This is a genomic window from Desulfonispora thiosulfatigenes DSM 11270, from assembly GCF_900176035.1.
GTDB lineage: Bacteria > Bacillota > Peptococcia > Peptococcales > Desulfonisporaceae > Desulfonispora > Desulfonispora thiosulfatigenes.
This window is the reverse complement of sequence record NZ_FWWT01000010.1, coordinates 1-21,351: the sequence shown is the minus strand read 5'-3', so window position 1 is coordinate 21,351 and position 21,351 is coordinate 1. Positions and strand designations below refer to the sequence as shown.

Annotated in this window: 21 protein-coding genes, 6 tRNA genes, 2 rRNA genes and 1 other annotated feature; of the genes, 28 read left to right on the top strand and 1 reads right to left on the bottom strand. The window is 33.2% G+C overall.

The window, feature by feature from the left end:
• The 10 genes from B8965_RS02990 to disA all read left to right on the top strand — a co-directional run.
• Nucleotides 1-211: ribosomal RNA gene (locus B8965_RS02990) — 23S ribosomal RNA — on the top strand; the annotation flags it as partial.
• Nucleotides 212-278: 67 nt separating this feature from the next.
• Nucleotides 279-394, top strand: a 5S ribosomal RNA gene (gene rrf / locus B8965_RS02985).
• A 13-nt stretch (nucleotides 395-407) separates the two neighbouring features.
• A tRNA-Asn gene (locus B8965_RS02980) sits at nucleotides 408-482 on the top strand.
• Between the two features lie 110 nt (nucleotides 483-592).
• Nucleotides 593-1,501 carry a cysteine synthase A gene (cysK, locus tag B8965_RS02975; RefSeq protein WP_084052379.1) on the top strand — a complete coding sequence of 303 codons (909 nt, stop codon included), beginning with the start codon at nucleotides 593-595 and terminating at the stop codon, nucleotides 1,499-1,501.
• A 313-nt stretch (nucleotides 1,502-1,814) separates the two neighbouring features.
• Nucleotides 1,815-2,288: a CtsR family transcriptional regulator gene (locus tag B8965_RS02970; protein ID WP_242941917.1), complete on the top strand. Its 474-nt coding sequence runs from the start codon at nucleotides 1,815-1,817 to the stop codon at nucleotides 2,286-2,288.
• A 23-nt stretch (nucleotides 2,289-2,311) separates the two neighbouring features.
• A complete protein-coding gene (locus tag B8965_RS02965; RefSeq protein ID WP_159446254.1) occupies nucleotides 2,312-2,833 on the top strand; it encodes a UvrB/UvrC motif-containing protein in 522 nt (173 codons plus the stop codon).
• A 12-nt stretch (nucleotides 2,834-2,845) separates the two neighbouring features.
• Complete coding sequence (locus tag B8965_RS02960; protein ID WP_242941916.1) at nucleotides 2,846-3,883, top strand: protein arginine kinase; 1,038 nt, start codon at nucleotides 2,846-2,848, stop codon at nucleotides 3,881-3,883.
• A gap of 16 nt (nucleotides 3,884-3,899) precedes the next feature.
• Entirely contained in the window at nucleotides 3,900-6,353 is a 2,454-nt protein-coding gene (locus B8965_RS02955) for an ATP-dependent Clp protease ATP-binding subunit (RefSeq protein ID WP_084052376.1), read from the top strand.
• A 134-nt stretch (nucleotides 6,354-6,487) separates the two neighbouring features.
• Nucleotides 6,488-7,867: a DNA repair protein RadA gene (gene radA, locus B8965_RS02950; RefSeq protein WP_143334205.1), complete on the top strand. Its 1,380-nt coding sequence runs from the start codon at nucleotides 6,488-6,490 to the stop codon at nucleotides 7,865-7,867.
• Nucleotides 7,868-7,921: 54 nt separating this feature from the next.
• Entirely contained in the window at nucleotides 7,922-9,001 is a 1,080-nt protein-coding gene (gene disA, locus B8965_RS02945) for a DNA integrity scanning diadenylate cyclase DisA (RefSeq protein WP_084052374.1), read from the top strand.
• Nucleotides 9,002-9,034: 33 nt separating this feature from the next.
• Here disA and B8965_RS02940 read toward each other — a convergent pair whose 3' ends face one another.
• Nucleotides 9,035-9,430, bottom strand: a complete 396-nt coding sequence (locus tag B8965_RS02940) for a DUF1573 domain-containing protein (RefSeq protein ID WP_200805866.1) — start codon at nucleotides 9,428-9,430, stop codon at nucleotides 9,035-9,037.
• Nucleotides 9,431-9,615: 185 nt separating this feature from the next.
• Between B8965_RS02940 and B8965_RS02935 the strand changes: the two genes are divergently transcribed.
• The 18 genes from B8965_RS02935 to tuf all read left to right on the top strand — a co-directional run.
• A complete protein-coding gene (locus B8965_RS02935) occupies nucleotides 9,616-10,092 on the top strand; it encodes a CarD family transcriptional regulator (protein ID WP_084052373.1) in 477 nt (158 codons plus the stop codon).
• Between the two features lie 129 nt (nucleotides 10,093-10,221).
• On the top strand, nucleotides 10,222-11,322 hold the full coding sequence (locus tag B8965_RS02930) for a PIN/TRAM domain-containing protein (protein WP_084052372.1): 1,101 nt from the start codon (nucleotides 10,222-10,224) through the stop codon (nucleotides 11,320-11,322).
• Nucleotides 11,315-12,016, top strand: coding sequence for a 2-C-methyl-D-erythritol 4-phosphate cytidylyltransferase (gene ispD / locus B8965_RS02925; RefSeq protein WP_341451574.1), 702 nt, complete (start codon nucleotides 11,315-11,317; stop codon nucleotides 12,014-12,016). The genes B8965_RS02930 and ispD overlap by 8 nt, the downstream gene beginning before the upstream one ends.
• Nucleotides 12,007-12,489, top strand: coding sequence for a 2-C-methyl-D-erythritol 2,4-cyclodiphosphate synthase (gene ispF / locus B8965_RS02920; RefSeq protein ID WP_084052370.1), 483 nt, complete (start codon nucleotides 12,007-12,009; stop codon nucleotides 12,487-12,489). The genes ispD and ispF overlap by 10 nt, the downstream gene beginning before the upstream one ends.
• A 64-nt stretch (nucleotides 12,490-12,553) precedes the next feature.
• A complete protein-coding gene (gene gltX / locus B8965_RS02915; RefSeq protein WP_084052369.1) occupies nucleotides 12,554-14,008 on the top strand; it encodes a glutamate--tRNA ligase in 1,455 nt (484 codons plus the stop codon).
• Nucleotides 14,009-14,064: 56 nt separating this feature from the next.
• Nucleotides 14,065-14,281 (top strand) — a binding site (T-box leader).
• Nucleotides 14,282-14,326: 45 nt separating this feature from the next.
• On the top strand, nucleotides 14,327-14,977 hold the full coding sequence (cysE, locus tag B8965_RS02910; protein ID WP_084052381.1) for a serine O-acetyltransferase: 651 nt from the start codon (nucleotides 14,327-14,329) through the stop codon (nucleotides 14,975-14,977).
• Nucleotides 14,970-16,382, top strand: coding sequence for a cysteine--tRNA ligase (gene cysS, locus B8965_RS02905; protein ID WP_242941915.1), 1,413 nt, complete (start codon nucleotides 14,970-14,972; stop codon nucleotides 16,380-16,382). Before cysE ends, cysS begins: the two co-directional genes overlap by 8 nt.
• 93 nt (nucleotides 16,383-16,475) lie before the next feature.
• Nucleotides 16,476-16,874 (top strand): Mini-ribonuclease 3, encoded by a 399-nt coding sequence (locus tag B8965_RS02900; RefSeq protein WP_084052368.1) that lies wholly within the window; start codon nucleotides 16,476-16,478, stop codon nucleotides 16,872-16,874.
• Between the two features lie 13 nt (nucleotides 16,875-16,887).
• Complete coding sequence (thyX, locus tag B8965_RS02895; protein ID WP_084052367.1) at nucleotides 16,888-17,631, top strand: FAD-dependent thymidylate synthase; 744 nt, start codon at nucleotides 16,888-16,890, stop codon at nucleotides 17,629-17,631.
• Between the two features lie 13 nt (nucleotides 17,632-17,644).
• Entirely contained in the window at nucleotides 17,645-18,373 is a 729-nt protein-coding gene (gene rlmB, locus B8965_RS02890; protein WP_084052366.1) for a 23S rRNA (guanosine(2251)-2'-O)-methyltransferase RlmB, read from the top strand.
• Between the two features lie 54 nt (nucleotides 18,374-18,427).
• On the top strand, nucleotides 18,428-18,937 hold the full coding sequence (locus B8965_RS02885; protein WP_084052365.1) for an NYN domain-containing protein: 510 nt from the start codon (nucleotides 18,428-18,430) through the stop codon (nucleotides 18,935-18,937).
• Between the two features lie 143 nt (nucleotides 18,938-19,080).
• Complete coding sequence (sigH, locus tag B8965_RS02880) at nucleotides 19,081-19,722, top strand: RNA polymerase sporulation sigma factor SigH (protein ID WP_084052364.1); 642 nt, start codon at nucleotides 19,081-19,083, stop codon at nucleotides 19,720-19,722.
• Nucleotides 19,723-19,787: 65 nt separating this feature from the next.
• Nucleotides 19,788-19,863 (top strand) — tRNA-Thr (locus B8965_RS02875).
• Nucleotides 19,864-19,875: 12 nt separating this feature from the next.
• A tRNA-Tyr gene (locus tag B8965_RS02870) sits at nucleotides 19,876-19,961 on the top strand.
• A gap of 11 nt (nucleotides 19,962-19,972) precedes the next feature.
• Nucleotides 19,973-20,048, top strand: a tRNA-Met gene (locus B8965_RS02865).
• A gap of 1 nt (nucleotide 20,049) precedes the next feature.
• A tRNA-Thr gene (locus B8965_RS02860) sits at nucleotides 20,050-20,125 on the top strand.
• An 8-nt stretch (nucleotides 20,126-20,133) separates the two neighbouring features.
• Nucleotides 20,134-20,210, top strand: a tRNA-Met gene (locus tag B8965_RS02855).
• 169 nt (nucleotides 20,211-20,379) lie between these two features.
• Nucleotides 20,380-21,351: elongation factor Tu (tuf, locus tag B8965_RS02850; protein ID WP_084052363.1), on the top strand; the 972-nt coding region annotated here is incomplete at its 3' end.

Genomic DNA, 21,351 nt, shown 5'->3' with positions numbered 1-21,351 from the left:
GTACCAGTTGTCTCGCCAGAGGCATAGCTGGGTAGCACGTTTGGAAGTGATAAGCGCTGAAAGCATCTAAGCGCGAAGCCTACCTCAAGATGAGATTTCCCACAGCGTAAGCTGGTAAGACTCCAGAGAGAATATCTGGTAGATAGGCTAGAAGTGTAAGTGCCGTGAGGTATTTAGCGGACTAGTACTAATAGGTCGAGGGCTTGACCTAAATAAAGACGAAAATCTTCACTGTGTAGTTTTGAGAGAGCAAATGCTACTCAACAATTACATATTTTCTCGGTGATAATAGCGGAGGGGTCACACCCGTTACCATTTCGAACACGGTAGTTAAGTCCTCCAGCGCTGATGGTACTTGGACCAGAGGTCCTGGGAGAGTAGGTCGTCGCCGGGATTTTTCCTATTGTTCCTCGATAGCTCAATGGTAGAGCACCTGGCTGTTAACCAGGGGGTTGCTGGTTCGAGCCCAGCTCGAGGAGCCATTTATATGTTAAATAACACCTTAAGGGTGTTTTTTTTGTGCTTGAAAATAATGGTTTTCTAAAATAAAATGTTAAATAACGGATTATTATATAGATAGGAGAGAGTAGTTATGATATACGATAATATACTTGATTTAATTGGTAAAACACCAATAGTTAGATTAAATAAAATCTCCCAAGGTTTAGGAGCAGAAATTTTAGTTAAGTTAGAATATTTTAATCCAGGTGGAAGTGTAAAAGATCGTGTTGGTTATAATATGATAAAAACAGCTGAAAATTCAGGCTTAATTAATAAGGATACATTACTTATTGAACCTACCAGTGGTAATACAGGAGTAGGGCTAGCCATGGTAGCAGCTAGAAAAGGATATAAGTTAATTTTAACTATGCCTGAAAATATGAGCATAGAAAGAAGAAAATTATTAAGCTCATTTGGGGCAGAAATAGTTTTAACTGAAAAAGCAAAAGGTATGCAAGGAGCTATAGAAAAAGCAGTAGAAATTAAAAATAAGAATAAAAATTCATACATATTTCAGCAATTTGAAAATGAGGCGAACCCAGGTATTCACGAGCAAACTACAGCTAAAGAGATATTAGAAGATACTGAAGGTCAAATAGATATTTTCATAGCTTGTATAGGAACAGGTGGTACTTTATCTGGTATAGGAAGGGTATTAAAAGCAAAAAACAAAAATATTAAAGTTTATGGAGTAGAACCAGAAGAGTCTCCCTTATTATCAGAAGGAAGGTCAGGGGTGCATGGTATTCAAGGTATTGGTGCAAATTTTGTACCTAGAGTGTTAAATAAAGATGTAATTGATCATATTATAAAAGTTAAAACAGAAGATTCCTTTGAAATTGCACGAATCCTAGCTAAAGAAGAGGGAATTTTAGCTGGAATATCTTCGGGCGCAGCAGTAAAAGCAGCTCTAATTTTGGCAAATGATCCAAGTAATAAAGGTAAGAGAATAGTGACAATTCTCCCCGACAGTGGGGAAAGATATTTATCCGTTTTGTAATTAACAATTTAGTAAGACATAGGCAAGAATATACTCCCCTTATAATAAACAGTTTATAAATATAACTGTTTATTATAAGGGGAGTTTTTTACATTAACAAATTTTCATCACTATATCTTTGAATGCTAAACTCTTTACTAGCAGATACTTGTAAGAAATATATAAACATGAAAAATGAGAGAAACTATGAAAACAGGAGATATTAAGAGCAAGGTTAATCTTTAAGGCAAAAATAAATCTTTTTGACCTTATTTGACCTTTGTATAAAGGGTGGGTATTTTTGTTATAATAAGGTCAAGGAAGGTCAGAGGTGATGAGCTTGGCTAGTATGTCAGAGATAATAGAAAATTATTTAAAGAATTTACTAGAGCAAGCACGTAATGGTGTTATTGAAATACAAAGAAATGAGCTTGCTCAAAACTTCGAATGTGTCCCTTCTCAAATAAACTATGTTTTAGGTACGAGGTTCACTCCTGTGCAGGGCTATTTAGTAGAGACTCGTCGGGGTGGAGGAGGTTATATTCGGATAGTTAGGTTAAGAATAAATACAAAGGAGAACCTACAAAATTTACTTGAAGAAACAATAGGTGATTCCATAAATAAAAAGCAATTAGAAGGCATTATGGAGCTGTTAGTAAGAGAAGAAATACTAACAAAGCGTGAAGCTATAATTTTAATAAATGTTTTTAATGATACTTTAGTAAGCGAAAATCTAAAAGATATGGATAAATTAAGAGCTCATATGTTGCATATTGCAATATCTTCTGCACTACGCATCGATTTATGATAAGTTCTGAAGGAGGTAGAAAAATGTATTGTGAAGATTGTAATGAAAAGGTAGCAAACATATATTTAACTAAAACCATTAATGGTAAGAAAATGGAAAAATATATTTGCGAAGATTGTGCAAAAAAGTATCAAGAGCAATTTGGCGTAGTTTTCAAACCACAACTAAGCTTTTCTAACTTATTAGGATCTTTATTTGAAAATGAGTTTATTCCACAAATAGGCAGTATATCATCTAATGGATTAAAATGTGAAAAATGTGGGATGGATCATCATAAATTTGCTAAAGATGGGCGCTTAGGATGTAATGAATGTTTTAATTATTTTGGAATGCAATTAGAGCCACTATTAAAAAGACTACATGGAACAACAAAACATACAGGTAAAATTCCCAAACGCATAGGTGGAGGACTTAGAATTAAAAATGAAATAAAACTAATGCGTGAAAAGTTACAGTATGCGGTGAGTAAAGAAGAATTTGAAGAGGCCGCTAAACTTAGAGATAGCATCAAAGAATTAGAAAGTAAAATAAGTAAGGAAGAATAGGAGGTGTCCTTGTTGATTAAGAATCTAATCGAAGATACTCATAGTTTTTGGACTGAAGGAAGTGGAAATTTCCCTGAGATTGTATTAAGCTCAAGAATTAGATTAGCTCGAAATCTAGAAGAGTTTTTATTTAATACAAGTAACAAAGAAAATTCAAAAGGTGTATTAAAAACTATAAAGGATGCCACTAGTAACATAGAAAGTTTAGAATTTTTCAATTTAGAAATCTTCAATGATTTAGAAAGAAAAGTATTAGTGGAAAAGCACTTAATTAGCCCAGGACATGGGCATAATCCTCAAAATAAAGGAATTTTAGTTAATAAAGAAGGATCAGTTAGTATAATGGTTAATGAAGAAGACCATCTAAGAATACAATGTTTTGGATCTGGCCTAGTTTTAAAAGATTTATGGCAAAAGTGTACTGAACTTGATGATCTATTAGAAGAAAAATTGAATTTTGCTTTTAATGAAAAGTACGGTTATCTTACAACGTGCCCCACTAACTTAGGCACAGGTTTGAGAGTTTCAGTAATGATGCATTTACCAGCATTAGTTTTAACAAGGCAAACAAATCTAATTTTACGTCAATTATCGCAAGTTGGAGTCGCTGTAAGAGGAATATTTGGAGAAGGCACAGAAGCTTTAGGTAATTTATTTCAAATCTCTAATCAAATTAGCTTAGGTCAAAGTGAAGAAGAAATTGTAGCCAATGTAAATTTAATTGTAAAAAGATTAGTAGATCAAGAACAAAAGGCCAGAGAGTATTTACTTAATAAATCAGGGCTACTAATTGAAGATAAAGCAAAAAGAGCTTATGGAATTTTAACTAACGCAAAAATAATTTCATCTGAAGAAGCATTTAGCCTAATTTCGGATTTAAGATTAGGAAAGACTCTAGGTATGGTGGAAAACTTAGAGATTAAACCAATTAATGAATTATTTTTACTTTGTCAACCAGCATATTTACAAATTATAAGTGGAAAAGAAATGACAGCCCAGGAAAGAGATATAAAAAGAGCAGAAATATTTAAGGAAATATTACAAAGATAATAGTGGAGGGATGTATATGTTAGAAAAAATGACGGAAAAGGCTCAAAAAGTATTATTGATAGCTAAAGAAGAAGCAATTAAGTATAATCATCCAGCAATAGGTACAGAACATATTTTATTAGGACTATTAAAAGAGGGACAGGGAGTAGGTGCTAAGTCTCTAATCAGTTTAGGTGTTAGCTTAGAGAAAATAAAAGAAATGATTTCAAAAACAATTGTCGCAGGTACTGAAAAGCCTGAAGGAGAAATTGAATTCACACCACGAGCTAAAAAGGTCTTGGAGTTAGCTGACAATGAATCACGTAAATGGAATGTTAAATATATTGGTACTGAGCATATTTTGCTTGGATTAATAAATGAAAAGGATGGTAGTGCTGCACAAGTATTTAAAGAATTAGGGTTAACTGAGGAAAAAATGAGCAATCAAGTTGCTGCTTTCCTAGGAGGATATCCAAACCACTATTATGGTTTTTTAAATCCTACAAGTGATATTAGTATGCCTGAAAATGAGGAATTTAAGCCAATGCAATCATCTACTTTAAATGATTTTAGTCGTGATTTAACTAAAATGGCACAAAACAACAAACTGGATCCTGTTATTGGAAGACAAGATGAAGTTGATAGAGTTATTCAAATTTTAAGTAGAAGAACTAAAAACAACCCTGTATTAGTTGGCGAACCTGGTGTAGGTAAAACTGCAATAGTAGAAGGTTTAGCACAGTCAATTGTGAATGGAACTGTACCAGAAATCTTAACTAATAAAAAGGTATTAACGTTAGATTTACCTGGCTTAGTAGCTGGAGCTAAATATAGAGGTGAATTTGAAGAAAGACTCAAAAAGGTCATTAAAGAAGTTATAAGAGACGGCAACACAATTTTATTTATCGATGAAATTCACACCTTGATAGGTGCTGGTTCCGCAGAGGGATCCATTGATGCTGCAAATATTTTAAAACCTTTTTTAGCTAGAGGTGAAATGCAACTTATTGGAGCAACAACAATAAATGAGTATAGAAAATATGTAGAAAAAGATTCTGCTTTAGAAAGAAGATTCCAACCTGTTCAAGTTAATGAACCTACATTAGAGGAAACAGAACAAATTTTAATGGGTTTAAGAGATAAGTATGAAGCCCATCATAGTATAAAAATAAGTGAAGAAGCCGTAAAAGCAGCCGTAGAAATGTCCAATAGATATATAACTGATAGATTTCTTCCTGATAAAGCAATAGATGTTTTAGATGAAGCTTCTTCTAAAGTAAGGTTAAAGGCTCATATAACTCCACCAGAATTGAAAAAGTTAGAAGATGATGTAGAAAAAATTGCTAAAGAAAAAGAAGAAGCTGTAATTAGCCAAGACTATGAAAAAGCTGCAACTTATAGAGATGAAGAATTAAAGAAGAAAAAAGAGTTGGAAGAAACAAGGGATAAATGGAATACTCAAAAAAGAACTAAGAGTCAGATTTTAACTGGAGAAGATATAGCGGGTATAATTTCTAGTTGGACCAAGATCCCAGTTAAAAAGTTACAACAAGAAGAAAGTGAAAAACTTATAAATATGGAGAAAATTTTACATGAGCGCGTAATAGGTCAAGAAGAAGCAGTTCAAGCAGTATCTCGTGCAATGAGAAGAGCTCGTTCTGGATTAAAAAACCCAAAAAGACCAATCGGTTCTTTTATTTTCTTAGGACCTACCGGTGTAGGTAAGACTGAGCTTGCTCGCGCAGTAGCCGAGACACTATTTGGGGATGAAAAGGCTTTAGTAAGAATTGACATGAGTGAGTATATGGAAAAACATGCTGTTTCACGTTTAGTTGGAGCACCTCCAGGATATGTAGGTTATGAAGAAGGTGGTCAATTAACTGAAGCAGTAAGAAGAAAGCCATATTCAGTTATTCTATTAGATGAAATTGAAAAAGCTCACCCGGAAGTATTTAATATTTTACTACAAGTGTTAGAAGATGGTAGATTAACAGATAGTAAAGGTAGAACGGTAGACTTTAGAAATGCCGTATTAATCATGACCTCCAATGTGGGTGCAAGTGATTTAAAACAAAGTAAGCCGTTAGGATTTACTTCAAAAGAATCAGATAAAGATAGTTATAAGCTGATGAAAAATAAAGTCATGGAAAGTTTAAAGAAAACATTTAGACCAGAATTTTTAAATAGAATAGATGAAACTCTAGTTTTTCATGCACTTACAGAAGAACACATTAAAGAAATTGTTAGTTTAATGTTGAACGAGTTAAGAGAAAGATTAACAGAAAACGAGCTAAGTATTAATGTAACTGATAAAGCAAAGGAGTTAATCGTTAAAGAAGGATTTGATAAAGATTATGGAGCACGTCCTTTACGAAGGGCAATTCAAAAGCTAATCGAAGATAATTTATCAGAAGAGATGTTAAAGGGAACCTATAAAGCAGGAGATACAATTCATGTAGATGGTATCGAAGGAAAAATCAAGCTAAGTTAATAGGAAATTCTATAAGCAGGTGCTAGTAAGTGCCTGCTTTTTTTAATTGAGCTAAGTTATGATATAATAGAGAATACTATTATAAATAATTGTTATAGGACAAATAATAACAAAGTTGTATTATGAGGTGTTATATGAAAAAAAATAAAGTAATATATATTTGTGAGACGTGTGGATATGAAAGCATAAGGTGGTTAGGATGTTGTCCATCATGTAAGGAATGGAATAGATTTAACGAAAAGGAAATCGAACCCAAAAAAAGCACAGCTACTAAACAGAGAGGCAAATTAAATATTAATGTCAAAAGATTAAACGAGATTACGTCAAGTAATAGTGATCGGATTGTAACAAATTTAAATGAATTTAATAGGGTTATGGGTGGGGGTATAGTAAAAGACTCAATAACGATTATTACAGCTGCACCTGGAGCTGGAAAATCAACCTTATTACTACAAGTTGCTGATGATATGGCACAAAAAGGATATAAAGTTTTATATACTTCTGGCGAAGAAAGTGAAAGCCAAATTAAAAATAGAGCAGATAGAATTTTAGATAAGGTAAATGAAAATATTTGGGTCTTTTCAGATACCAGTATGGACAATGTGCTAGCAACAGTAGAAAATATAGATCCTGATTTAATTATTGTAGATAGTATTCAAACATTCACCTTAGAAGAATACACATCTCGTCCAGGATCCCCTATACAAACGATGGAATGCGCTAGTGAGCTTCTTAAAATTGCCAAGGATACAAATAGACCAAGAGCAGTTATTATGGTGGCACAGATGACTAAAAATGACGAAATGGCTGGACTAAGAGCATTAGAACATTTAGTAGATACAGTGCTAATTATTACAGGGGAAAGTGGAGAAGAGTTAAAATCCTTAATAACTTCAAAAAATAGATTTGGTAGTACCGGTGAAATGGGGTTTTTCTCCATGACAGATAAAGGTCTTAATTCTATTGATAATCCTTCTGAATATTTTATTACCAGAAGAGATCATAAAGAATTAGTATCAGGAAGTGCTTTAACCGTGACTAAGGAAGGCACAAGACCTATTATTGTTGAAGTTGAAAGCTTAGTTTCAACCACGTTTACGGCTTATCCATCTCGGATTGGAGAATGTTTAAGAAGAGATCAATTAAATACTTTAATATCTCTATTGGAGCAAAGAGCTGGAATTAAACTATTTGATAAAAATGTAGTTGTCAAAACTACTGGAGGGTTAAAAATTACAGAGCAATCGGTCAATTTAGCTATTATAATGAGTATCACTTCTTCGGTTTATAATAAAGGAATTGCAAGTGATACAGCTTTCATAGCCGATGTAGGGTTAACCGGAGAACTAAAAAAGGTTCCATCTTTAGAAAGTAGAATAAGAGAACTTGATCGAATGGGTTTTTCTAAAGTTTATATTGCAAAAGATGCAGTTAAAGGAAACTTCAATACCCAGGGTATTGAAGTTATTGATAAAAAAAACTTAAAAGAAGTAATTGGACAAGTGTTTAAATAAATTGTTTATTGAGAAGATTTATAGAAGTATGCAAATGTAACTGGAGGGATCTTTTTGGAGAAGGATAAAATATATGAAAAAAATCTTATAGAAGCTTTGAAAATAGTAGCACCAGGAACTGATTTAAGACGAGGCCTAGATAATGTCTTAAGAGCAGGAACAGGAGGGCTAATAGTTTTAGGAAACTCACCAGAAGTAATGAAAATTGTTGAAGGTGGTTTTAAAATTAATTGCCCGTTTTCTGCTGCTAATTTATATGAATTAGCTAAAATGGATGGAGCTATTATATTAGAAAGAGAAAATATGAAAATATTATACGCAAATGCACAATTAGTACCTGATTTCTCCATACCTTCCTCAGAAACAGGAATAAGACATCGGACAGCTGAAATGGTCGCAAGACAAACTGGTGAGCTAGTTATTTCTATTTCACAAAGAAGAAACGTAATTTCTCTATATAAAGGAAATATTAGGTATGCACTACAAGATATTAGCGTAATTCTTAGTAAGGCTAATCAAGCTATTCAAACTTTAGATAAATACAGAACTGTTTTAAATAAAACTTTGAATATGCTAAATTCTTTAGAATTTGATGATTTAGTCACAATATTTGATGTAGTTAAAGTATTACAAAGAACAGAAATGGTTATGAGAATCGTAAAAGAAATAGAAAAGTATACCAGTGAATTAGGTACTGAGGGTAGATTAATCAATATGCAAGTAGAAGAATTAGTTAGTAATGTTGAAGAAGAAGGTATTCATGTGATCAATGATTACATGAACCATGATGGTGATAAGACTGCAGAGGATATTACTAGAAGTTTTAAAAATTGGGATTCAGAAGATTTACTGGATTTAGCAAATTATGTTAAAGAATTAGGCTATAATATGAGTAATAATAATATAGATTTTTCAGTTTCACCTAGGGGTTATAGACTGTTAAACAAAATTCCGAGACTGCCTAGTCAAGTAATTATAAACCTTATTAACTCTTTTTCGGATTTTCAAGAGATTTTAAGTGCAACTATTGAACAACTTGATGATGTTGAAGGAATCGGAGAAGTAAGGGCATTTAAGATAAAAGAAGGATTAAGAAGATTAAAAGAACATGTTTTTTTAGAAAGGCATATATAAAAAAGGTCGCAAGGTTTGCGACCTTTTTTTATATTAAGTACAGTTAAATCTACCTAAAGCTTTAACTTTTTTATTTTCTTTTAGCAAAATATCCTCTAAATCTAATTCTAAAGCATTACAAAGGGCCACAATATAAAAAAGGTTTTTTCCTAATTCTTGTTCAATAATTTCAGAGCAAGTACTACATAAATTTCCCTTCAATTGACTATTATAGGCATCTTTTATATCAGAGATAGTAGAACTTTCAGGAAGGTTTATTTTCTTGGAGTTTAACTCTATACAACCGCATTGAGTGATAGCCTTAGTTAACGCCCTCGAAATATAAGCATTAGTTTCTTGAGATTTAGATATTATGTCTAGAATGCTTTGATGCCTTATAAGGTACTCTCTTACTGTTTCTTGAAAGTCTTCACAAATATTTTCCCTCAAATATATCACTTCCTTTGTTTTCTTCTAGGTTTTATTATAGGTCTCTAATATTATTTCTGTCAATGAAAGTAATAAAAATGAAAAATATTGACGAGCTTTTAATATAGTGATATAATAATAAATTTTTGACAAAACGATATTTATTTGTTACAATTAAATAGTAATTTCTGGGGGTGGATGATTAAATGTTTAAGTTAGGTGAAAAGATAGTTTATCCGATGCATGGAGCAGGGATAATAGAAGCTATTGAGGAAAAAGAAGTTTTAGGTGATAGGAAAAAGTACTATATCTTAAAATTAGCCTATGGTGACATGAAGGTAATGATCCCTATGGAAAATACTAAGTTATCGGGCTTAAGGGAAGTAATTGACACAAATGGTGCTAATAAAATCATTGCTATACTACAAGAACCAGAGACGGAGATGTCTGGAAATTGGAATAAAAGATTTCGTGCTAACATGGAAAAAATTAAAAGCGGTGATATTTATGAAGTAGCTGAAGTTGTGAGGAACTTAAGCGTAAGAGATAAAGAAAAGGGGCTTTCAACTGGAGAAAGAAACATGTTAGAAAGTGCTAGACAAATTTTAATAAGTGAATTAGTTTTAGCTAAAAATGAAGAAGAAGACTATATTGTTGCCATGCTGGATAGCTTTTTCAAATAACATATCTTACTAACCTCTGAAATAATTAGTGCATTTTAGAAGTATTCCCAAAAAAAAACATTAGTGCTTGTAGGTATTTCTATACTAGCGTATAATATTAGAGAAAATAAATAAAAAGGAGGTGCACTGGTGGTCGAGAAGGTAGTACGCATAGTAATAGCACTAGCCTGTGCGTCTGGAGGATTATATCTAGGAAACTTTATTTTTAATAGTTTCTTTATAGTCTTTAGAGAAGCAAGAATTGCCTTGATTATAGTACCAACAATTATTTTAGGGCTCATTGGATACGCAGTGGCTCCCAAAATAGTAAAAAAAGTATTGCAAATGACTAAATGGATTGAAAGTAATTTGCAAAAAATGCCTATACAAGATTTATTAGGTGGAGCCATTGGTTTAATATTCGGACTTATAGTTGCTAGTTTAATGGGAAATTCTTTTTCGAAATTACCTTATATAGGATCATACCTGCCAATTATAGTTAGTTTGCTTTTAGGATATATAGGTATGAGTGTAGGTTCAAAAAAGAAAGAAGATTTATTAGGAGTTTTCTCCATATTGAAATTTGGATCAAAAGACAAGGTTGCTAAAGCTTATTTAAAGCCAAAACCAAAGGTTTTAGATACTAGCGTTATCATAGATGGTAGAATCGCAGATATTTGTAAAAGTGGCTTTATTGAAGGTCCATTAGTTATTCCGAATTTTATTCTTGAAGAATTAAGGCATATAGCAGATTCATCAGATGCTTTGAAAAGAAATAGAGGTCGTAGAGGTTTAGATATTTTAAATAAAATCCGTAAGGAATTAGAAATTCCTGTCCAAATATCTAACCAAGACTTTGATGATATTCAAGAAGTAGATAGTAAATTAGTAAAGTTAGCCCAAGTCTTAGAAGGATTTGTTGTAACCAATGATTATAACCTTAATAAGGTTGCTGAGTTACAAGGGGTAACTGTCTTAAATATAAATGAATTAGCAAATGCCGTAAAACCAGTTGTTTTACCCGGCGAAGAAATGTTTCTTCGTGTTATCAAAGATGGTAAAGAGTATGGTCAAGGTGTTGCATATTTAGATGATGGTACTATGATAGTAATTGAAAATGGAAAAAAGGTTATTGGCGAAAATGTGTATGTAGTAGTAACCAGTGTACTGCAAACAGCTGCAGGTAGAATGATTTTTGCCAAACTCAAGGAAGAATTAAGAAGATCAGATGAGGTGGGCGGAATTGTTTGATAATGTGGTCATATTATTAGCGGCTGGACAGGGGAAAAGAATGAATAGCGACACTAATAAACAGTATATGCACTTATTTGATAAACCTATTTTAGCTCATACATTAGATGTATTTCAAAATCATCCTTTGATAGATGAAATAATTGTAGTTACCAGGCAAGAAGAATTAGATTTTTGTCAAAAGGAAATTGTAGAACGCTATAATTTTTCAAAGGTTAACAGAATTGTTATAGGTGGTAAGGAAAGACAAGAATCCGTTTTTAATGCTTTAAGGGTAGTTGATAAAGAAAATTGTTTAGTGGTCGTGCATGATGGTGCACGACCACTTGTTACGCCAAGAATAATTTCTGAAGTCATAGAAAATGCAAAAATAACGAGGGCTAGTATAGTAGCTGTTCCTGTTAAGGATACTATTAAAAGAGTTAATAGTAGCAAATTAGTAGTAGAAACATTAAAAAGAGAAGAACTTTGGGCAGTTCAGACTCCGCAAGTTTTTACTAAAGAAATTATTACAAAAGCTCATGAGCGAGCTGACCGAGAAAATTACCTGGGTACAGATGATGCATCTTTAGTAGAAAAAATAGGTCAAAGTGTAAATATTGTTTTAGGAAGTTATGAAAATATTAAAATTACAACCCAAGAAGACTTAGATATAGCAATAAATATATTAAGGAGAAGAAAGGCATGCGAATAGGCTTTGGTTATGACGTTCATAAATTAGTAGAAGGCAGAAGGTTAATTCTAGGTGGAGTAGATATTCCTTATGAGTTTGGATTATTAGGTCATTCTGATGCAGATGTTTTAGTTCATGCCATAATGGATGCATTGCTAGGTGCTGCTGGACTTGGAGATATAGGAAAACACTTTCCTGATACAGATAATACTTATAAAGATATCTCTAGTTTAGAGTTATTAGATAAAGTAGCCTCTTTACTAAAAGAAAATAACTATCAAATAAATAATATTGATGCTACAATAGCTGCACAAAAGCCAAAACTTGCTCCTTATATCTCAGAGATTAGAGAAAATATTTGTAGAAAATTAAATGTTCAGCTAGATAAGATTAATATTAAAGCAACAACTACAGAAGGACTAGGTTTTGTCGGAATTGGTCAAGGTATTTCTAGCTATGCAGTGTGTACAGTAAAAAATAATTTTCTTGTTTGAATAGCATTTGTTATAATAATTTTAGTAGTTTAGACATACATGATTTTAGGAGGTTTACATAGATATGGAAGATGTTAGATTGCGTTTTGCTCCAAGTCCAACAGGACCATTGCATATAGGTGGGGCACGCTCGGCCTTATTTAATTTTTTATTAGCTCGTAAATTAGGTGGTAAATTAATTTTAAGAATAGAAGATACTGATAGAGAAAGATCTAGCAGGGAATCAGAAGTAAATATTTATGAATCATTAAAATGGTTAGGTATTGATTGGGATGAAGGGCCTGATATGCCAGGAGAATATGGTCCATACAGACAAACAGAACGTCTGGAAATTTACCAAAAATACATAGATTCATTAATTGAAAAAGGGCACGCGTATTATTGCTATTGTTCTGAAGAAGAAATAGAAGAACAAAGAAAAGAGTTTAGTGCAAAAGGAGAATTACCTCGGTATAATGGTACGTGTAGAAATTTAACCGAAGAAAAAAGAAATCAGTTTATCAAAGAAGGTAGAAAACCAGTAGTAAGGTTTAAGGTTCCTGAAAATCAGATGGTCACCATCGATGATATGGTTAGAGGAACAGTTAATTTTGAAACAAATGGAATCGGAGATTATGTTATTGTAAAATCTGATGGAATTCCTACATATAATTTTGCTGTAGTAGTAGATGATTATACTATGAAAATATCTCACATAGTTAGAGCAGAAGAGCATTTATCTAATACTCCAAGACAAATTTTAGTATACAATGCTTTAGGTTTTGAAACACCAAAGTTTGCTCATGTTTCCTTAATATTAGGTAGTGATAGAACTAAAATGAGTAAAAGACATGGAGCAACCTCAGTAGTTCAATATATGGAAAAAGGATATTTGCCAGAAGCAGTTGTAAACTTTTTAGCTTTATTGGGTTGGTCTCCAGGTGGAGAAGAAGAAATATTTACAGTAGAGGAAATTATAGAGCGATTTTCTTTAGATCATGTATCAAAGCGCCCTGCTGTTTTTGATATGGATAAATTAGACTGGATCAATGGTACATATATAAGAAAAACGGATCTAGATAAACTTACAAAATTAACAATTCCATTCTTACAAAGGTCAGGATATTTAGAAGAAAATGTAGATGAAGCAAATTATACTTGGGTAAAAAATATTGTTGCTTGCGTGCAAGAAAAAATACATTCTTTAAACGAAATACCTGAATATATGGAGCTCTTTGTAGGTAAAGAAGTTACGTTTGAAAGTGATGAAGTTAAAGATATCTTAAAAGAAGAACAAGTTCCAGAGTTAATAGAGGCTTTCAAAGCAAAAATTAATGATATGGAAGAATTAGAAGCAAGCGAGATTAAAAAAGCACTAAAGGCTATTGCTAAGGAAACGGGAATCAAAGGCAAAAAATTATTTATGCCTTTACGTGTTGCTGTAACTGGAAGAACACATGGACCAGAAATAGATATGCTTATAACTGTTTTAGGTAAAGAATTATTAGCCGAAAGATTAGATTTCACTTTAAATGCCTAAAGTATCTTGACATAAATAGCTATTATAGATACAATATCTTACAAGTTTGATATTGTTTAATGATATTGATCGGAAAAGTAGTTTTTAATAAACTTCAAGAGAGGGTTTGTCACTGGCTGAAAGCAAACCTAAGATTTATTAGAAATGAAATGCATCCGTGAATCGGTAGGCTGAAATTAGTAGGCTTACCCGGCTGGTAGCGTTATATACTTAGAAAGTGGAGTAATTTTATTACTCAAACAGAGTGGGACCACGAAGCCTTTCGTCTCTGAAGAGATGAGGGGCTTTTTTTATTTCTCAAAAAAGGGGTGATTGGCCATATTTGCAAGAATAAAAAAAGACATAAATGTTATTTTTGAACGTGATCCAGCTGCAAAAAGCATGTTAGAAGTAATTCTTAATTATCCTGGGCTACATGCCATGCTATTTTACAGGGTATCCCACAAATTTTACAAAAATGGATGGTTTGTTTTAGCAAGATTCATATCCCAAATTGGTAGATTCTTTACCCATATTGAAATTCATCCAGGTGCCGTAATTGGAGAAGGTTTCTTTATAGATCACGGAGCGGGTGTTGTAATTGGAGAGACTGCAGAAATCGGTGATAATGTGACTATTTATCAAGGGGTCACCTTGGGTGGAACTGGAAAAGAAAAAGGAAAAAGACACCCTACGATAGGGGATAATGTTGTTATAAGTACAGGAGCTAAAGTGTTAGGTTCGTTTACAATAGGTAATAATGTTAAAATTGGTGCAGGTTCAGTGGTATTAAAAGAGGTGCCTGATAATTGCACAGTAGTTGGTGTTCCAGGTAGAATTGTTGTTAAAGATGGTGAAAAAATAGAGGGAGTAGATTTACAACATAATACACTTCCAGATCCTGTAGAAGATGCTTTAAATCAATTAATGGATGAAATAATTTGTTTAGAAAAGAAAATAAATGAATTGGAGGCTAGTAAAAATGAATAATAATATTTTTGTTTACAATACCTTAACTAGAAAAAAGGAGCAATTTGCTCCTGAACAAGAAGGTAAGGTGAGAATGTATATATGTGGCCCAACTACTTATAATTACATTCACCTCGGTAATGCTAGACCTATTGTTGTATTTGATACAATAAGACGCTTTTTTGAATTTTCAGGATATGAGGTAACTTATATTCAAAACTTTACAGATGTTGATGATAAAATAATCAATAAAGCGAAAGAAAATAATGAAGAACCGACAAAACTTGCAGCTAGGTTTATAGAAGAATATTTTAAAGATGCTGATAAACTAAATGTAAAAAGAGCAACTGAACATCCTAAAGTAAGTGAACATATGGATGAAATTATTAATTTTGTGCAAGGTTTAATTGAAAAAGGATTTGCCTATGAAGTAGATGGAGATGTTTATTTTGCAGTACGTAAGTTTGAAGAGTATGGAAAGTTATCGGGGAGAAGTGTAGATGATCTTCGTTCAGGAGCTAGAATTGAAGTTGATGAAAGAAAACATGACCCACTAGATTTTGCCTTATGGAAAAATGTAAAACCAGGTGAACCATCATGGAAAACTCCATGGGGTGAAGGTCGGCCTGGTTGGCATATTGAATGCTCTGCTATGAGTAATAAATATTTAGGAGAAAAATTTGATATTCATGCAGGGGGGCAAGATTTAATATTTCCACATCATGAAAATGAAATAGCACAAACAGAATGTTTTTCAGGAAAACCAATGTCAAAATATTGGCTGCATAATGGTTTTATCACCATAAACCAAGAGAAAATGTCTAAATCATTAGGTAATTTCTTTTTATTAAGAGAAATAGTAGATAAATTCCCACCAATGGTTGTTAGATTTTATTTGCTTTCTACTCATTATCGTAGTCCTTTAGATTTTGATGATGAAAAATTACAAGTAGCACAAAAAAGTTTAGAAAGAATTGAAAATGCATACAATCAATTAAGTTATGGCATAACAGTAGGCACAAATGTAAATAATGGTGATAATTTAAAAATTGCCCTTAAAGATACTAAGGATAGATTTATTAAAGCCATGAATGATGACTTTAACACATCTCTAGCTTTAGCAACCTTGTTTGATTTATCAAGAGACGTGAACACTTACTTAAAAGAGCAAGATTTAAATAAAGAAGTTTTAGTGGAAGCTAAAGCGGTTTATGATGAATTATTAACTATTTTAGGGATTAATTTTACTAAAGAAGAAGCTAAAGAAGGTTTAGCTGATGATTTAATGGAACTTATTATTAGTATCAGAAAAGATGCTAGAGCAAATAAAGACTTTAATACAGCAGATAAAATAAGAGATGGATTAAAGGAAATCGGCATAAGTTTAGAAGATACTGCACAAGGAACCAAATGGAAGAAAAGTTAAAATAAACTCTGCTTTTAGCAGAGTTTATTTTAATTTTAGATATAAATATATGCTATAATTGTAACGTCAGACTAAGATAGGGGAAGTGTTGGTTTGTTTAAAGACTTTTTTGAAGGAGATCCAGCTCAATTAGCGCCGCTAACATTAGCTTATATAGGAGATGCGGTATACGAGCTTTATACCCGTTTAGAGGTGTTGGGTAATGGAAATATAAAAGTAAATGAGCTGCATAAAAAGGTAGTGCAAAGAGTAAAAGCGCAAACACAATCTAAATTATTTCAAGAAATAACAAATGATTTAGATGAAATAGAATTAGCCATTTTAAAAAGAGGTAGAAATGCAAAATCAAAGCATAATGCAAAAAATGCAGAAGTAATTGATTACCGAAGAAGCACAGGAATTGAAGCTTTGATAGGTTATTTATATTTAAAAAAAGATAAAAAACGTTTAGAAGATATTTTGCAAAAAGTAAATGACATAATTAAGGAATAAAGGAGGGGACTGTATGGGAAAGGTAAGTTTAAAAGTCGAACTACTAAGTCATACACTAAACCCAGAAGAAACAATTGCAATGGGAGCAAAACTTTGTTACTCAAAACATGATATCCAAGGTTTAAAAAAAGGAATAGAAGAAAAGGAACAAAGTGCTTTTATAGCTAAACTTTTAGATATGGGTCATTTATCTCCCATAGAACACGCAACCTTTACCTTTGGTATAGAGGGAGTTTCTAGAAGCTTACTAGCCCAACTTACAAGACATAGAATAGCAAGCTTTAGTGTCAAATCTCAGCGTTATGTAACTGAATTTAAAGATGAAGAAAATACTTTTAATTATATAGTACCTCCTAAAATTGAAGCTTTGGGAGAAGATATGATACAGGAATATGAAAAACAAATGAAAACTATGCAAGAATGGTATAATTTTTGGCAAGAAAAGTTAGGACAAGCCGGTGAGTCTACAAATGAAGATGCTAGATTTATCCTGCCAAATGCAGCCGAAACAAAAATAATTGTCACCATGAATGCACGAGAATTAATCCATTTCTTTTCTTTGAGGTGTTGTAATAGAGCCCAGTGGGAAATAAGAGCACTAGCTAAAGAAATGTTGAAAAAAGTACAAAAAATAGCACCTAGTATTTTTGTAAAGGTTGGCCCATCTTGCTTAACAGCTCCGTGCCCAGAAGGAAAATCATCTTGTGGCAAAATGGAAGAAGTTAGACAAGAATATAATGATTTATTAAATCGCTAAAAGGAGAAAAAATATGTATATATTCGGCAGGAATCCTGTAATAGAGTTATTAAAAACGGATAAATCTGTTAATAAAGTTTGCATAGCTAAAGGAATTAAAAAAGGTCCCTTGCAAGAGATTATTGCACTAACAAAAGAAAAAAGGATACCTTTACAAGAAGTGGAAAAAAGTTATTTTGATAAAGTTATTCCAGATGAAAATCATCAAGGTGTTTTAGCGAGTGTAGCTAGTGCTGAATATGTGGAATGGGAAGAACTATTGACCATAGCAAAAGAAAAAGAACAGGATCCACTAATTGTCATTTTAGATGGTCTAGAAGATCCGCACAATTTAGGGGCGATTTTAAGGACTTGTGATGCTGTAGGAGTGCATGGGGTAATAATTCCTAAGAGGAGAACAGTTTCTTTAACAGAAGGAGTTGCGAAATCTGCAGCAGGAGCAGTAGAATATGTCCCAGTAGCAAGGGTTTCGAATATAACTCAAACAATTGAAAAACTTAAACAAAAGGGAGTCTGGATTTTAGGTGCTGAGATGGGTGGGACTAGCCTTTATGAACAAGACTTAAAAATGCCTTTAGCCATCGTAATAGGAAGTGAAGGAAAAGGAATAAGTAGATTAGTAAAGGAACATTGTGACTTTTTAGTTTCCTTACCTATGCTTGGAAGTTTAAATTCCTTAAATGCATCCGTTGCTGCCGGAGTAATTATGTATGAGGCATTAAGACAACGTACTCAGGTCTAACAGATATTAATTAAATGTGTTAAAGACTTAGGTTGTGTAAAGTGGGTGATTTAGGTGGAGGGGTACCTATTAGTTGATGGGTACAATGTCATAAATTATTGGCCTGAGTTAATTAAATTAAAAGACATAAACTTAGAACATGCGAGAGAACGGTTAGTAGAAATACTAAGTGATTACTCTGGATTTAAAGGAATAAACGTAATTATCGTATTTGATGCCCACTTGGTTAAAGGTGGAGTTGAGAAGTACGAAGAAAAAAGTGGTGTAAAGATAATTTATTCTGGAGAAGGTACAATTGCTGATTTAGTAATAGAAAAACTTATGAATGATATTCCTAAAGATGCTAGGGTATATGTAGCTACTTCCGATAAAGTCGAACAAAATGTAGTTTGGGGCAAAGGTGCATATCGAATTTCATCGAGAGAATTATTATTAGAAGTAGAAAATAGTAAAAAAGAAAGTAAGATTCATTATAAAAGGAAAATATATAACTCTAATCGTGTCGATGACCAATTAAGTGATGATGTACGCAAAACCTTAGAAAAATGGCGAAGAGGTCAATAAAAGAGAGGAGTTCTTGACTTACCTGAAAATAGTATATATAATTATAGATATGTTAAAAGGACGAACTAGACCCATAAAATTATTAGTAATATTTTCAATATTTGCATTTTATTCACAAACAAGAATTATTTGGAGGCGGGAGCATGACAGCATCAGTAAATCGGCAAACTATAATTTCATATGAAACAATGAATGACGAAGAAATTGTGGAATTAGCCAAGGACGGAGATACATATGCTCTCGAATTCATAATTAATAAGTATAAGAATTTTGTGCGTGCAAAAGCAAGGACTTATTTTTTAATAGGTGCTGATCGAGAAGATATTATTCAAGAAGGTATGATAGGTTTATATAAAGCTATTAGAGACTTCAAAGGGGACAAGCTTTCTTCTTTTAGAGCTTTTGCTGAGTTATGTATCACAAGGCAGATTATTACTGCTATTAAAACTGCGACTAGACAAAAACATATACCCTTAAATTCGTATGTATCTTTAAATAAGCCGATTTATGATGAAGATTCTGATAGGACGCTTTTAGATGTAATATCAGGTACTAAAGTCACTGATCCTGAAGAACTCATTATAAGTAGAGAAGAATTTGGAGATATCGAAGAAAAGATGGGTGAAATATTAAGTTCTTTAGAATGGCAAGTTTTAATGTCTTATTTAGAAGGCAAGTCATATCAAGAGATAGCCGAAGAATTAAAGAGACATGTAAAATCAATTGATAATGCATTACAAAGGGTAAAAAGAAAGCTTGAGAGATATTTAGAAAAACGTGAGTAAATTTTTTTCAAAAAAACTTGACTTGAATTAAGATAGTGTGTATACTAGTCTTTGTTAGTCATTAAGCCGACGTAGCTCAACTGGAAGAGCAGCTGACTTGTAATCAGCAGGTTGCGGGTTCGAGTCCCATCGTCGGCTCCAATTAAATATTATGGAGAGGTTCCCGAGTCGGCCAAAGGGGGCAGACTGTAAATCTGCTGGCAACGCCTTCACAGGTTCGAATCCTGTCCTCTCCACCATTATTCCTTATCGCGGGATGGAGCAGTTGGTAGCTCGTCGGGCTCATAACCCGAAGGCCGAAGGTTCAAGTCCTTCTCCCGCAACCATGCCCATATAGCTCAGTAGGTAGAGTGTCGCCTTGGTAAGGCGGAGGTCAGCGGTTCAAACCCGCTTATGGGCTCCAGGGAACGAGGCGGCGTAGCTCAGTTGGCTAGAGCATACGGTTCATACCCGTAGTGTCCGGGGTTCAAATCCCTGCGCCGCCACCATTAGTAAAAAGGATAGCATATGCTATCCTTTTTTATTTTAGTTCGGCTTGAATATATTGACAATACATGTTTGACAGGGTATTTTAAATCATGTAGAATGTCTTTGTTAGAGCAGATTATTACTAGTTTGTCGTACATAAATAATTAGTTAATTAAGGAGGAATAAACGATGGCAAAAGCAAAGTTTGAAAGAAATAAGCCACACATTAATATTGGAACAATAGGTCACGTAGACCATGGTAAAACAACAACAACAGCAGCAATCACAAACGTATTAGCTCAAGCAGGTGGAGCAACAGCACAAAAATTCGACCAAATCGATAAAGCACCAGAAGAAAGAGAAAGAGGAATTACAATCAATACTTCTCATGTAGAGTATGAGACAGAAAATCGTCACTATGCACACGTAGACTGCCCAGGTCACGCTGACTATGTAAAGAACATGATTACAGGTGCAGCACAAATGGACGGTGGAATCTTAGTAGTAAGTGCAGCAGATGGCCCAATGCCACAAACGCGTGAGCATATCTTACTTGCACGTCAAGTAGGTGTACCATCATTAGTTGTATGGTTAAACAAAGCAGACATGGTAGATGATGAAGAATTATTAGAATTAGTAGAAATGGAAGTAAGAGAATTATTAAGCGAATATGATTTCCCAGGAGATGACATTCCTGTAATTAGAGGATCTGGTTTAAAAGCATTAGAAGATCCAACAGGCCCATGGGGAGAAAAAATATTAGAATTAATGAAAGCAGTAGACGACTACATCCCAACTCCTGAAAGAGATAGCGATAAAACATTCTTAATGCCAGTAGAGGATGTATTTAGTATCACAGGACGTGGAACAGTAGCAACAGGACGTGTAGAACGTGGACAAGTTAAAGTAGGCGAAGAAGTAGAAATCGTAGGAATGACAGAAGAAACAAAGAAAACAATCGTAACAGGAGTAGAGATGTTCCGTAAGTTATTAGATGCAGCAGAAGCAGGAGATAATATCGGAGCGTTACTACGTGGAGTAGATAGAAAAGATATCGTAAGAGGTCAAGTATTAGCAAAAACAGGATCAATCAAACCTCATACAAAATTCGCATCAGAAGTATATGTATTAACAAAAGAAGAAGGCGGACGTCACACACCA